Here is a 13,595-nt window from a genome sequence, read left to right on the forward strand (position 1 = left end):
GATGACCAAACACCGGCTCTTCTGGCCCGTGGTGGCGTTGCTCGCGCTGCTGCTGGGCGACCTGATCGCCAGCCCGGCGTTCTTCTCGATCGAGCTGCGCGACGGCCACCTCTACGGGAACCTCGTCGACATCCTCAAGAACGGCGCCCCGCTGATCCTCATCGCGATCGGCATGACGCTGGTGATCGCCACCCGCGGCATCGACCTGTCGGTGGGCGCGGTCGTCGCGATCAGCGGCTCGCTCGCGTGCCTGTGGATCGCCGACCACCCGGACGGCGTGGGCGCCACGCTCGTCGCCGTCGGGCTGGCGCTCGGGTTGTCCCTGGTGCTCGGCGTGTGGAACGGCTGGCTCGTCGCCCAGCTGGGCATCCAGCCGATCATCGCGACGCTCATCCTGATGGTCGCCGGCCGCGGGATCGCGCAGCTGATCTCCGGCGGCCAGATCATCACCATCAACGCCGCGCCGTACGAGTGGATCGGCAGCGGGTTCGTGCTGACGCTGCCGAGCGCGATCCTCATCGCCCTGCTCGTCTTCGTGCTCGCCTCGCTGCTGGTCCGGCGCTCCGCGCTCGGCATGCTCGTCGAAGCCGTCGGCGGCAACCCGGAAGCCAGCCGGCTCGCCGGGCTCCGCTCGGCGCGGCTCACCTGGCTCGTCTACGTCTTCTGTGGACTGTGCGCGGGCATCGCCGGGCTGATGATCAGCGCGAACGTGCACAGCGCCGACGCCAACCACGCCGGGTTGTTCATCGAGCTCGACGCGATCCTCGCCGTCGTCGTCGGCGGCACCCAGCTGACCGGCGGCCGCTTCTCCCTCGGCGGCTCGGTGATCGGCGCGCTGCTCATCCAGACGCTGACCACCACCGTCTACGCCCTCGGCATCCCGCCCGAGGCGATCATGCTGTTCAAGGCCCTGGTCGTCCTCGCGGTGTGCCTGCTGCAGTCGCCCGCGTTCCGCCGCAAGCTGCGCCGGCGTGGGGCCCGCCCGGCCGCGCCGGCCCCCGCGTCCGCTCCGGAAAAGGTGGAGGTCACGGCATGACCACGCTCGCCCGCGTCAAAGGCTACCGGCCGCAGCAGCGGCACGTGCCGATCCTGGCGACCATGGCGCTGCTGATCGCCGCCTACATCTTCGGCGCCGCCCAGTACGAGGCCTTCGGGTCCGGGCAGGTCGTGCTCGACCTGTTCATCAACAACGCCTTCCTGCTCGTCGTCGCGATCGGGATGACGTTCGTGATCCTCACCGGCGGCATCGACCTGTCGGTCGGCTCGGTCGTCGCACTGTCCACAGTGGTCTCCGGCGACCTGATGCAGAAGCACGGCTGGCCGGCGTACGCGGCGATCGCCGTGGTCCTGGTGGTCGGCGCGCTGCTCGGGGCCGGGATGGGCGCGCTCATCCACTTCTTCGAGATCCAGCCGTTCATCGCGACGCTGATCGGGATGTTCTTCGCGCGCGGGCTCTGCTACACGATCAGCACCGAGGCGTACTCCATCGACAACCCGACGATCGCCACCCTCGCCCAGACACAGATCCCGCTGGGCGGGGAGCTGCACATCTCGATCAGCGTGGTCGTCGCGCTGGTCGTCGTCGCGGTCGCGGTGTACGTCCTGGCCTTCACGCGGTTCGGGCGCACGGTCTACTCGATCGGCGGCAACGCGCAGTCGGCGATGCTGATGGGCCTCAAGACCGGTCGCACGAAGATCGCCGTGTACACGATCAGCGGGTTCTGCTCGGCCCTCGGCGGCCTGCTTCTCGTGCTGTACAAGTCTTCCGGCGACCCGCTCAACGGCGTCGGCCTGGAGCTGACCGCGATCGCCGCGGTGGTCATCGGCGGCACCATCCTCACCGGCGGCTCCGGGTACGTGCTGGGCACCGTGCTCGGGATCATGGTGCTGGGCATCATCCAGACGCTGATCACCTTCGACGGCACGCTCAACTCCTGGTGGACGTCGATCATCACCGGAGCCCTCCTGTTCGTCTTCATCGTCCTGCAGCGCCTCGTCACCCGAGGGAGCGACCGATGATCCGGCGCGTTCTGGCCGTGCTCGCGGCCTTGACCCTGTTCTCCGCCCTGCCCGCGACAGCGACCGCGGCCGAGCCCGGGTCGGCGCTCGCCGGGCACTGGACGTTCGACGAGGGCAGCGGCACCACCGCCGCCGACAGCGCGGGGGACCACCCCGCCACCTTGACCTCCGGCGCGGGCTGGGGCCCGGGTGTCCGCGGCGGCGCCCTGACGACCGATGGCACGAGCGGATTCGCCGACGCCGGCGCACCCGTGCTGGACACCACCAAGAGCTTCTCGGTCAGCAGCTGGGTCAAGCTCGACAAGACGTCGGGCTACCAGACGTTCGTGAGTATCGACGGGAACCAGGTCAGCAACTTCTTCCTGCAGTTCCGCGACGATTCGCGCCGGTTCGCCTTCACCCGCCTCGCCGGGGACGCCCCGGCCGACGGCGTCGTCGCGGCCGCGAACTTCGACCCGGTCGTGGGCCAGTGGTACCAGCTCACCGGCGTGTTCGACGCCGCCGCGTCGACGCTGGCCCTGTACGTCGACGGCACCCGCCAGACCACCGTCGCCGCGCCCGCCGGCTGGGCCGGCACCGGTCACCTGGTGATCGGCCGCGGCAAGTACGGCGGCAACCCGGTGGACTACGTCGACGGCTCGATCGACGACGTCCGCGCCTACAGCGGCGCCCTGACCGGAGCCGACGCCGCCCGCCTGGCCATCGCCGGGCACTGGACCCTCGACGAGGGCACCGGCACCACCGCGGCCGACGACTCCCTCGACGCCCGCACCGCCACCCTGACCGGCGGCGCGACCTGGGGCGACGGGGTGGTCGGCCCGCACGGTGCGGTCTTCGACGGCACCGACGCCGCCATCGACGCCCCGGCCCCGGTGATCGACACCGCGCAGAGCTTCTCGGTGTCCGCGTGGGTCAAGCCGACCGCGGCCACCGGCTTCCGGACCGCGGTGAGCGTCGACGGCTCGGCGATCAGCGGCTTCTACCTCCAACGCGCCGGCGACGGCCGCTTCGCGTTCACGCGCCGTGCGGGTGACGGCGACACGGCGTCGTCCGCGGCGGTCTCGACGCTGCCCGCACAAGCCGACCAGTGGCAGCACCTCGTCGGTGTCTACAACCGCGCCGCCGGCACCCTTTCCCTGTACGTCAACGGAACCCTGCAGCAGAGCGTCCCGTTCACCACGCCGTGGACCGCCTCCGGGCACCTGGAGATCGGGCGCGGCAAGTGGGCCGGCGCCCCGGCCGACTGGTTCGCCGGCGGCATCGACGACGTCCGCGCGTACCCGACGCCGCTGGCCGCGTCCGCCGTCGCCGCCCTGGCCGCGAGCGGCTCGTGGCACTTCGACGAGGGTACCGGCACGGTCGCCCGCGACTCGAGCGCGAACGCCGCCGACGGCACCCTGCGCGGCGCGACGTGGACCGCGGGTGCGGCGGGCCAGGCCGTCCAGTTCGACGGCAAGTCCACTGTGGACATGGGCACCTCGCCCGCGTTCGACACCGGCACCGGCTCGCTCTCGCTGGCCGCCTGGTTCCGGACCACCACCGGCGGCACCCTCGTCGACCACGGCGACGGCTACGCCCTGGGCGTGACCGGCGGCAAGCTCACCGCCCGCGTCGGCACCCTCCAGGTGACCACCACCGGCGGCGGGCTCGCCGACGGCACCTGGCACCACGCCGCCGTCGTCCTCGACCGCGCTTCCCAGCGGCTCACCGTCTACGCCGACGGTGACGCGGCCGCGGTCACCAGCACCTGCGGCACCCCCACCGGCACGATGCTGGACGTCTCCGCCTGCCCGGCGTCCGGGACCGCTGCGGCGCCCCTGACGGTCGGCGCCGGGTTCACCGGCGCGGTCGACGAGCTGGAGCTGCGCCGCTTCCCGCTCACCGCGGCCCAGATCGGCACCCTCGCCGGAGCCAACCAGCTCGCGGTCGACGCCAACGTCGTGCGCGCCAACACCCGCCCGACGACGTACGGTTCGATCCTCGAGGACATCAGCCACTCCGTCGAAGGCGGGCTCTACGCCGAACTCGTCCGCAACCGCACCTTCAAGGAGGCCTACCAGCGCGGCAGCGGCGCGGGCGACACCCCGGTCCCGTACTGGTCGCTGCTCACCTCGGCCGGCGCGACCGGCACCTACGCGATCGACACCGCGACCCCGCTCAACACCGCCCTCGACCGGTCGCTGAAGCTGCACGCCGACGCGGTTCCGGCGGGTGGGCGCGTGGCCGCGGCCAACGTCGGCTACTACGGCATCGCGGCCAAACCGTCCACGAAGTACACGGGCAGCTTCTTCGGCAAGGGCACGTGGACCGGCGCGGTCCGGGTGAGCCTGGAGAAGCCGGACGGCACCGTGCTGGCGAGCAAGGACGTCCAGCCGGTCGGCGTGAACTGGGCGCAGCAGACGTTCAGCTTCACCACGCCGTCGACGATCACCGCGTCGACCGACAACCGGATCGTCGTCTCCCTGGTGAACAAGACCAAGAAGGCACTGGCCGGGGACGCCTGGTTCCAGCAGGTCTCGCTGTTCCCGCCGACGTTCAAGAACCACGGCGTCCGCCTCGACCTCGGGCAGAAGCTCGCGGCGATGAAGCTCGGCCTCTTCCGGGTCCCGGGTGGCAACTACCTCGAAGGCAACACCCTCGACACGCGGTTCGCGTGGAAGAACACCATCGGCAAGCCGGAGGAGCGGCCGGGACACCAGAACACCGCGTGGGGCTACTGGTCCACCGACGGCTTCGGCATCCTCGACTACCTCGAGCTGTCCGAGGACATCGGCGCCCAGCCGCTCCTGGCCCTGTTCGCCGGCTACACCCTCAACGGCCAGCACGTCAGCCAGGCCGACTACCCGCAGTACGTCCAGGAAGCCCTCGACGAGATCGAGTACGCCATCGGCGACGCCTCCACGACGTGGGGCGCGAAGCGGGTCGCCGACGGGCACCCGGCGCCGTTCGACCTGCACTACGTCGAGGTCGGCAACGAGGACTGGTTCGACGGCTCGGGCAGCTACGCCTGGCGCTTCACCGACATGTACAACGCGATCAAGGCGAAGTACCCGCAGCTGACGGTCATCGCGACGACCGGCGGCCTGCAGGGCGGGGCCGCGTCGAGCACCTCGACCGGCGTGCGCCCGGACGCCGCGGACGACCACTACTACCAGTCGCCGCAGTGGTTCACCGACAACTCGACCCGCTACGACACCGCGGACCGCTCCGGGCCGGACATCCTCGTCGGCGAATACGGCGCCCAGGACGGCCGGCCCACCGGCACCCTGGCCGCCGCCATCGGCGAGGCCGCGTTCCTCACCGGGCTGGAACGCAACAGCGACGTCGTCATCGGCTCGATGTACGCGCCGGTGCTGGTGCAGGAGAACCAGTCGAACTGGCCGGTCAACCTGATCGGCTTCGACGCCGGGACGAGTTACGCCTCGCCGTCGTACTGGGTGCAGCAGATGTTCTCCAGCACGCTCGGCAAGCAGATCGTGACCAGCCGCCTCAACCAGGGCAGCCCGCTGCGGCAGGTGGTGAACGTGACCACCAAGGGTGGCAGGAAGACGTTCACGGTCAAGCTCGTCAACCCGACCGGCCAGGTCCAGACCGCGCGGCTGGCGCTCACCGGCGTCACCGCGGTCGACGGCACCGGGACGCTCACCACGCTCACCGGCGACCCGGCCGGCCGCAACAGCCTCGCCGCGCCGACCGCGATCGTGCCGCAGACCAGGGAGATCACCGGCCTCGCCGCCACTTCGAAGCTCACGTTGCCCGCCAACTCGGTGACGACCTTGGTCCTCACCGGCCGCTAGAACCCCGGGGCGCGGCGCGTCCACCGCCGCCCGCGCCGCGCCCCGGTCACCACACAGGAGGGAGAGGACACCGTGGCAGAACCACTCACCGTCGGCGTCGACTTCGGCACGCTGTCGGGTCGCGCGGTGGTCGTGCGGGTCCGGGACGGGGCCGAGCTCGGCTCCGCGGCTTTCGAGTACCCGCACGGGGTGCTCGACGAGACGCTGCCCGCCACCGGCCGCGCGCTGCCGCCGGACTGGGCGCTGCAGGTGCCCGCGGACTACGTCGGGGTCCTCCGCAACGCCGTACCGGCGGCGCTGCGGGACGCGGGCGCCGACGCGGGCGACGTCATCGGCGTCGCCACCGACTTCACCGCGTGCACGATGGTGCCGACGACCGCGGACGGCACGCCGCTGTGCGAGCTGCCCGAGTTCGCGGGCGACCCGCACGCGTACGTCAAGCTGTGGAAGCACCACTCGGCCCAACCGCAGGCCGACCGGATCAACGAGCTGGCCCGCACCCGCGGCGAGAAGTGGCTGCCGCGCTACGGCGGGCTGATCTCCTCGGAGTGGGAGTTCGCGAAGGCGCTCCAGCTGCTCGAGGAGGCGCCCGAGGTCTACGCCGCGATGCGGCACTGGGTCGAGGCGGCCGACTGGATCGTCTGGCAGCTGACCGGCACCTACGTCCGCAACGCCTGCACCGCCGGGTACAAGGGCGTCCTGCAGGACGGCCAGTACCCGAGCCGCGACTTCCTCCGGGAACTGGCGCCGGAGTTCGAGTCCTTCGTGTCCGACAAGCTCGAGCACCCCCTGGGCCAGCTGGGTTCCCGCGCCGGCTCGCTGTCCGCCGAGGCCGCGGCATGGACCGGCCTGCCCGAGGGCATCGCCGTCGCCGTCGGCAACGTTGACGCCCACGTGACCGCGCCCGCCGCGAACGCCGTCGAACCGGGCCAGATGGTCGCGATCATGGGCACGTCGACCTGCCACGTGATGAACGGCGCCGAACTGCGCGAAGTCCCCGGCATGTGCGGGGTCGTCGACGGCGGGATCGTCCCCGGGCTCTGGGGCTACGAGGCCGGCCAGAGCGGTGTCGGCGACATCTTCGGCTGGTTCACCGAGCACTTCGCCCCGCACGGCCACGACGAGCTGACCCGGCTCGCCGCGCGGCAGGAGATCGGCGAACACGGCCTGGTCGCGCTGGACTGGCACAGCGGCAACCGCTCGGTGCTCGTCGACCACGAGCTGTCCGGCGTCATCGTCGGCCAGACCCTCGCCACCCGCGCCGAGGACGTCTACCGTGCGCTGCTGGAAGCCACCGCGTTCGGCACCCGCAAGATCATCGAGACGTTCACCGAGGCCGGGGTGCCGGTCACCGAGCTGATCATCGCCGGCGGGCTGGTGAAGAACGCGCTGCTCATGCAGATCTACGCCGACGTCACCAACCTCCCGCTGTCGGTCATCGGCTCCGAGCAGGGCCCCGCGCTCGGCTCGGCCATCCACGCGGCCGTCGCCGCCGGGGCCTACCCGGACATCCGCGCGGCGGCCGCGGCCATGGGCTCGGTCGAGCGCGCCGTCTACCGGCCGGTGCCCGCCCACGTCGTCGCCTACGACGACCTCTACGCCGAATACACGACGCTGCACGACTACTTCGGCCGCGGCGGCAACGATGTCATGCACCGCCTCGCCGCCCGCCGCCGCGCCGTTTCGAAAGCCGTCGCGAAAGGACGGTCCTGATGTCGCTGACCGACGAAGTCCTCGACACCGTCGCGGAACTGCGCGAGACCGTGGCGAACCTGCACGGCGAGCTGACCCGCAACGCACTCGTCATCTGGACCGCCGGCAACGTCTCGGCACGGGTCCCCGGCCGCGAGCTGATGGTCATCAAGCCCTCGGGCGTCTCCTACGACGACCTGTCCGCCGACACCATGGTCGTCACCGACCTGCACGGCGAACTCGTCCACGGTGAGCTCGCGCCGTCGTCCGACACCGCCGCGCACGCCTACGTCTACCGGCACATGCCCGAGATCGGCGGCGTCGTCCACACGCACTCGACGTACGCGACGGCGTGGGCCGCGCGCGGCGAGCCGATCCCGTGCGTGCTCACGATGATCGCCGACGAGTTCGGCGGTCCCGTGCCGGTCGGGCCGTTCGCCCTGATCGGCGACGACTCCATCGGTCGCGGGATCGTCGAGACGCTGCGCGCGAGCCGGTCGCCGGCCGTGCTGATGCGCAACCACGGCCCGTTCACCGTCGGCCGCACGGCGCGTGCCGCGGTCAAGGCCGCGGTGATGGTCGAGGACGTGGCCCGCACCGTCCACAAGGCCTTCGAGCTGGGCACGCCCGAACCCCTGCCGCCCGAGGACGTCGACCGGCTCTACGCCCGGTACCAGAACGTCTACGGCCAGCACTGATTTCAAGGAGAACGATGACCCGCGCGTCGAAACCCCAGCTCTGGTTCCTCACCGGGAGCCAGGCCCTCTACGGCGAGGAGACCCTCGAACAGGTCGCCGGCCAGTCCCTGCGCATCCAGCAGCTGCTGGCCGCCTCCGGCGGGCTCCCGGCCGAGATCGTCGGCAAGCCGGTGCTGACCGAGTCCGCGTCCATCCGGCGCGTGCTGCAGGAAGCCAACGCCGACGCGGCCTGCGTCGGCGTGATCGCGTGGATGCACACCTTCTCGCCCGCGAAGATGTGGATCACCGGGCTGGACGCGCTGCGCAAGCCGCTGCTGCACCTGCACACCCAGCTCAACGAGGCCCTGCCGTGGTCCACCATCGACATGGACTTCATGAACCTCAACCAGGCCGCCCACGGCGACCGCGAGTTCGGGTTCATCCAGACCCGCCTGGGCGTCCCGCGCAAGACCGTCGCCGGCCACGTGTCGGACCCGGCCGTCGTCGCGCGGATCGACGCGTGGGCGCGCGCGGCGATCGGCGCCGACCACCTGCGGAACCTGCGGCTGGCCCGCTTCGGCGACAACATGCGCGACGTCGCCGTCACCGAAGGGGACAAGGTCGAGGCCGAGCTGCGGTTCGGCGTCTCGGTCAACACGTACGGCGTGAACGACCTGGTCGAGGTCGTTGACGCGGTGCCGGATGTGGACTCGCTCGTCGCGCAGTACGCCGAGGACTACGACGTCGTCCCGGAGCTGGCGGCCGGGGGAGCGCGGCACGAATCCCTGCGCTACGCGGCGAAGATCGAGGCCGGACTCCGAAAATTCCTCAGCGACGGCGGGTTCGGCGCGTTCACCACGAACTTCGAGGACCTCGGCGGCCTGCGCCAGCTGCCCGGCCTGGCCGTGCAGCGGCTGATGGCCGACGGCTACGGCTTCGGCGGCGAGGGCGACTGGAAGACCTCGGCGCTGCTCGCCGCGGTCAAGGCCATGGGGGTCGGCGCCGAGCGCGGCACGTCCTTCATGGAGGACTACACCTACCACTTCGGGCCGGGCACGCCGAAGATCCTCGGCGCCCACATGCTGGAGGTCTGCCCGAGCATCGCCGCCGCGAAGCCGTCGTGCGAGATCCACGCGCTGGGCATCGGCGGCCGGGAAGACCCGGTCCGGCTGGTGTTCGACGCGGCCCCCGGCCCCGGCGTCACCCTCGGCCTGGTCGACCTCGGCGACCGGTTCCGCCTGGTGGCCAACGAGATCGAGGTCGTCGCGCCGGACGAGCCGCTGCCGAACCTGCCGGTGGCGCGCGCGGTCTGGGAGCCGGCGCCGTCGCTGTCGACGTCGGCCGAGTCGTGGATCACCGCGGGCGGCCCGCACCACACCGTGCTGACCCAGGCCGTCGGCACCGAGACGCTGCGCGACTTCGCGAACCTGCTCGGCGTCGAGCTGCTCATGATCGACAAGGAAACCACCCCGCACGGCTTCGCCGACCGCATCCGCTGGAACCAGGCGTACCACCGGCTCGCACAGGGCTTCTGAGAAAGGAAGAAGGAACAATGAAGTTCACCAGAGGAATCGCGGCGCTCGCGGCCGCGGGGCTCGTGCTCACGCTGTCGGCGTGCGGCTCGAGCCAGAAGACCGCCGACCAGGCGGCCGCGCCCGGTACCGCGAGCGCGGCGGGCGCACTGGTCGGCGTCACGATGCCGACGAAGTCGTCGGAGCGCTGGATCCACGACGGCGACAACATCAAGTCGGCGCTGGAGAAGCTCGGGTACAAGGTCGACCTGCAGTACGCCGAGAACGACATCCCCACCCAGGTGAACCAGATCGAGAACCAGATCACCAAGGGCGCCAAGCTGCTGGTCATCGCCTCGATCGACGGCACCGCCATCACCACCCAGCTGCAGGAGGCGGCCGACAAGAAGATCCCGGTCATCGCCTACGACCGGCTGATCCGCAACTCGCCGAACGTCGACTACTACGCCACCTTCGACAACTTCAAGGTCGGCGTCGAGCAGGCGAACTCGCTGGTCAAGGGCCTGGGCACCGGCCCGGGACCGTTCAACATCGAGCTGTTCGCCGGCTCGCCGGACGACAACAACGCCACGTTCTTCTTCAACGGCGCGATGTCCGTCCTCAAGCCGCTGATGGACAGCGGCAAGCTGGTCGTCAAGAGCGGGCAGACCGACTTCGCCCGCGCGGCCATCCTGCGCTGGGACCCGGCCACCGCCCAGCGGCGCATGGAGGACCTGCTCACCAAGACCTACACCGGCGGCGCGAAGGTCGCGGGCGTGCTTTCGCCGTACGACGGCCTGTCGATCGGCATCCTCTCGGCGCTGAAGAGCAACGGCTACGGCACCGCCGGCCAGCCGTACGCGATCGTCACCGGGCAGGACGCCGAGGTCGCCTCGGTCAAGTCGATCATCGCCGGTGAGCAGTACTCGACGGTCTTCAAGGACACCCGCATCCTCGCCGACACGACGGTGAAGATGGCCGACGCGGTGCTCAAGGGCGGCAAGCCCGAGGTCAACAACACCACCGACTACGACAACGGCAAGAAGGTCGTCCCGTCCTTCCTGCTGCAGCCGGTGACCGTGGACAAGGCCAACTACCAGAAGGAACTGGTCGACTCGGGCTACTACACGGCAGGTCAGCTGAAATGACCGAACTGCTCGGCATGCGCGGGATCACCAAGACCTTCCCCGGGGTCAAGGCGCTGTCGGACGTCACCCTTTCCGTGCGCCAAGGGGAGATCCACGCGATCTGCGGGGAGAACGGCGCCGGGAAGTCCACCCTGATGAAGGTGCTCTCCGGCGTCTACCCCCACGGGACCTACGACGGCGAGATCACCTTCGACGGGCAGCGGTGCGAGTTCGGGTCGGTGCGCGACAGCGAGCGGCGCGGGATCGTGATCATCCACCAGGAACTCGCGCTGTGCGGCCAGTTGTCGATCGCGGAGAACATCTTCCTCGGCAACGAACAGCAGAAGCGGGGCTGGATCGACTGGAACCGCACCAACCACGAGGCCGGCGCGCTGCTCAAGCGCGTCGGCCTCGCCGAAAACGCGACCCGCGCGGTGCAGGAGCTCGGCGTCGGCAAACAGCAGCTCGTCGAGATCGCCAAAGCCCTGTCCAAGGAGGTGAAGCTGCTCATCCTCGACGAGCCCACCGCGGCGCTCAACGACGACGACTCGGCTCACCTGCTCGACCTGCTGCGCGGGCTGCGCGACGAGGGCGTCACCTGCGTGATCATCTCGCACAAGCTGGGCGAGGTGACCGCGATCGCGGACACCGTCACGATCCTGCGGGACGGCAAGACGATCGAGACCCTCGAAGCGGCGGGGCTGACCGAGGAACGGATCATCACCGGCATGGTCGGGCGCGACCTCGAGCACCGGTTCCCGCCCCGGGAGCCGGACATCGGCGAAGAGGTGCTGCGGATCGAGGACTGGACGGTGCACAGCCCGAGCCAGGCCGGCCGAGTCGTCGTCGAAAACGCGTCGCTCTCCCTGCGGCGCGGGGAGATCGTCGGCCTCGCCGGGCTGATGGGCGCGGGCCGGACCGAGCTCGCGATGAGCGTGTTCGGCCGGTCCTACGGCAAGGACATCTCCGGGCGGATCCTCAAGGACGGCAAGGAGATCGACGTCCGTTCGGTGCAGGACGCCGTCCGCCACGGCATCGCCTACGCCACCGAAGACCGGAAGCGCTACGGGCTCAACCTGATCGAGGACATCCAGCGCAACGTGTCCGCGGCCGGGCTGGGCAAGCTGGCGAAGCGGGGGTGGGTGAACGAGCACGCCGAGCACGACACGGCCGCCCGCTACCGCCGCGACCTGCGGATCAAGGCGCCGTCCGTGCGCAGCGTCACCGGGAAGCTCTCCGGCGGCAACCAGCAGAAGGTCGTGCTGGCCAAGTGGATCTTCACCGACCCGGACGTGCTGATCCTCGACGAGCCGACCCGCGGCATCGACGTCGGCGCCAAGTTCGAGATCTACACGATCATCAACGAGCTGGCCGCGCAGGGGAAGGCCGTGCTGGTCATCTCCTCCGAGCTGCCGGAGCTGCTCGGGCTCTGCGACCGGATCTACGCGCTCTCGGCCGGACGGATCACCGGCGAGGCGACCCGCGAACAAGCCACCCAGGAACTGCTCATGCAGTACATGACCAAGGAACGGCAATGACCACGACCGAAGCGCGGCCCGCCGCGCCCCCGGCCGAGCGCTCCGCCCGGCGGATCTCGATCAACCCGCGCCAGAGCGGTATCTACGTCGCGTTCGCGCTGATCGTGGTGCTGTTCGAGGTGCTCACCGGCGGCGCGCTGCTGGAACCGCAGAACATCTCCAACATCATCGTGCAGAACAGCTACGTGCTGATCCTCGCGATCGGGATGATCCTGGTGATCATCTCCGGGCACATCGACCTCTCGGCGGGGTCGGTCGTGGCGATGACCGGCGCGGTGTCGGCGGTGCTGATGGTGAACTGGCAGCTGCCGTGGTTCTGGGCGGTGCTGATCACCCTCGTCGTCGGCGCGGTGATCGGCGCGTGGCAGGGCTACTGGGTCGCCTACTTCGGCATCCCGGCGTTCATCGTGACGCTGGCCGGGATGCTGGCGTTCCGGGCGCTGACCCTGACGGTGCTGGGCAACCAGGGCATCGGCCCGTTCCCGGACGCCATCCGCACGCTGTCCAACGGCTTCACCGACGGCTACCTCGGCAACATCGGCCTCGGGCCGCTCGGCGGCGCCGACCTCGTGTCGCTGCTCGCCGGCGTCGCGGCGGTGGCCGGGATCGCGTTCACGCAGTGGCGCAAGCGCGCGGGGCGGCTCGGCTACGGCCAGGACGTCGACCCGTTCCCGGTGTTCGTGCTGAAGATCGTCGGCATCGCCGTGCTGGTCCTCGCGCTGGTCGTGCAGCTCGCGCGGTTCAAGAACCTGCCGTGGGTGCTGATCCTGCTGGCGGTGCTGGTGCTCGGCTACTCGCTGGTGGCCGGGAAGTCGGTGTTCGGCCGGCACATCTACGCCGTGGGCGGCAACCTGCAGGCCGCGACGCTCTCGGGCGTCAAGGTCAAGTCGGTGACGTTCTGGATCTTCGTCAACATGGGCGTCCTGGCGGCGCTGGCCGGGATCATCTTCGCCGGCCGGCTCAACCAGGCCGGCCCGACGGCGGGCGTCAACTTCGAGCTGGACGCGATCGCGGCGGCGTTCATCGGCGGCGCGGCGGTCCAGGGCGGTGTCGGCAAGGTGGTCGGCGCGATCACCGGTGGCCTGATCATGGCGGTGATCAACAACGGGATGTCCCTGATCGGCGCGCCGAGCGAGCGGGTGATGCTCGTGAAGGGCGTCGTGCTGCTGGCGGCCGTGGCCTACGACATTTGGACGAAACGCCGCGCGGCTTCCTGAGTCCCGGCATCGAAAGG

General features: G+C 70.5%; 9 protein-coding genes. All 9 read left to right on the plus strand.

The annotated features are described in order from the left end of the window. The first annotated feature begins 1 nt into the window (after window position 1). On the plus strand, window positions 2-1,036 hold the full coding sequence (locus tag BLV96_RS03840; RefSeq protein WP_208608126.1) for an ABC transporter permease: 1,035 nt from the start codon (window positions 2-4) through the stop codon (window positions 1,034-1,036). Then, complete coding sequence (gene yjfF / locus BLV96_RS03845; protein ID WP_086682099.1) at window positions 1,033-2,019, plus strand: galactofuranose ABC transporter, permease protein YjfF; 987 nt, start codon at window positions 1,033-1,035, stop codon at window positions 2,017-2,019. The genes BLV96_RS03840 and yjfF overlap by 4 nt, the downstream gene beginning before the upstream one ends. Continuing rightward, window positions 2,016-5,816, plus strand: coding sequence for a LamG-like jellyroll fold domain-containing protein (locus BLV96_RS03850; RefSeq protein ID WP_086682096.1), 3,801 nt, complete (start codon window positions 2,016-2,018; stop codon window positions 5,814-5,816). The genes yjfF and BLV96_RS03850 overlap by 4 nt, the downstream gene beginning before the upstream one ends. A 72-nt stretch (window positions 5,817-5,888) precedes the next feature. Further along, a complete protein-coding gene (araB, locus tag BLV96_RS03855; RefSeq protein ID WP_086682093.1) occupies window positions 5,889-7,529 on the plus strand; it encodes a ribulokinase in 1,641 nt (546 codons plus the stop codon). Further along, window positions 7,529-8,206: an L-ribulose-5-phosphate 4-epimerase gene (locus BLV96_RS03860; RefSeq protein ID WP_086682090.1), complete on the plus strand. Its 678-nt coding sequence runs from the start codon at window positions 7,529-7,531 to the stop codon at window positions 8,204-8,206. The genes araB and BLV96_RS03860 overlap by 1 nt, the downstream gene beginning before the upstream one ends. A 14-nt stretch (window positions 8,207-8,220) precedes the next feature. Continuing rightward, window positions 8,221-9,720, plus strand: a complete 1,500-nt coding sequence (gene araA, locus BLV96_RS03865) for an L-arabinose isomerase (RefSeq protein ID WP_086682087.1) — start codon at window positions 8,221-8,223, stop codon at window positions 9,718-9,720. Between the two features lie 17 nt (window positions 9,721-9,737). Further along, on the plus strand, window positions 9,738-10,844 hold the full coding sequence (gene chvE / locus BLV96_RS03870) for a multiple monosaccharide ABC transporter substrate-binding protein (protein ID WP_086682083.1): 1,107 nt from the start codon (window positions 9,738-9,740) through the stop codon (window positions 10,842-10,844). After that, window positions 10,841-12,361 carry a multiple monosaccharide ABC transporter ATP-binding protein gene (gene mmsA / locus BLV96_RS03875; protein WP_086682080.1) on the plus strand — a complete coding sequence of 507 codons (1,521 nt, stop codon included), beginning with the start codon at window positions 10,841-10,843 and terminating at the stop codon, window positions 12,359-12,361. Before chvE ends, mmsA begins: the two co-directional genes overlap by 4 nt. Next, a complete protein-coding gene (gene mmsB / locus BLV96_RS03880) occupies window positions 12,358-13,578 on the plus strand; it encodes a multiple monosaccharide ABC transporter permease (RefSeq protein WP_086682077.1) in 1,221 nt (406 codons plus the stop codon). Before mmsA ends, mmsB begins: the two co-directional genes overlap by 4 nt. Window positions 13,579-13,595 lie beyond the last annotated feature (17 nt).

This window comes from Amycolatopsis pretoriensis (assembly GCF_900107925.1).
Classification (GTDB): Bacteria; Actinomycetota; Actinomycetes; order Mycobacteriales; family Pseudonocardiaceae; genus Amycolatopsis; species Amycolatopsis pretoriensis.

Coding starts and splice junctions, on each gene's coding strand:
- mmsA (WP_086682080.1), top strand. CDS start 10,841: ATGACCGAACTGCTCGGCATGCGCGGGATCACCAAGACCTTCCCCGGG.
- BLV96_RS03860 (WP_086682090.1), top strand. CDS start 7,529: ATGTCGCTGACCGACGAAGTCCTCGACACCGTCGCGGAACTGCGCGAG.
- mmsB (WP_086682077.1), top strand. CDS start 12,358: ATGACCACGACCGAAGCGCGGCCCGCCGCGCCCCCGGCCGAGCGCTCC.
- araA (WP_086682087.1), top strand. CDS start 8,221: ATGACCCGCGCGTCGAAACCCCAGCTCTGGTTCCTCACCGGGAGCCAG.
- yjfF (WP_086682099.1), top strand. CDS start 1,033: ATGACCACGCTCGCCCGCGTCAAAGGCTACCGGCCGCAGCAGCGGCAC.
- BLV96_RS03850 (WP_086682096.1), top strand. CDS start 2,016: ATGATCCGGCGCGTTCTGGCCGTGCTCGCGGCCTTGACCCTGTTCTCC.
- chvE (WP_086682083.1), top strand. CDS start 9,738: ATGAAGTTCACCAGAGGAATCGCGGCGCTCGCGGCCGCGGGGCTCGTG.
- BLV96_RS03840 (WP_208608126.1), top strand. CDS start 2: ATGACCAAACACCGGCTCTTCTGGCCCGTGGTGGCGTTGCTCGCGCTG.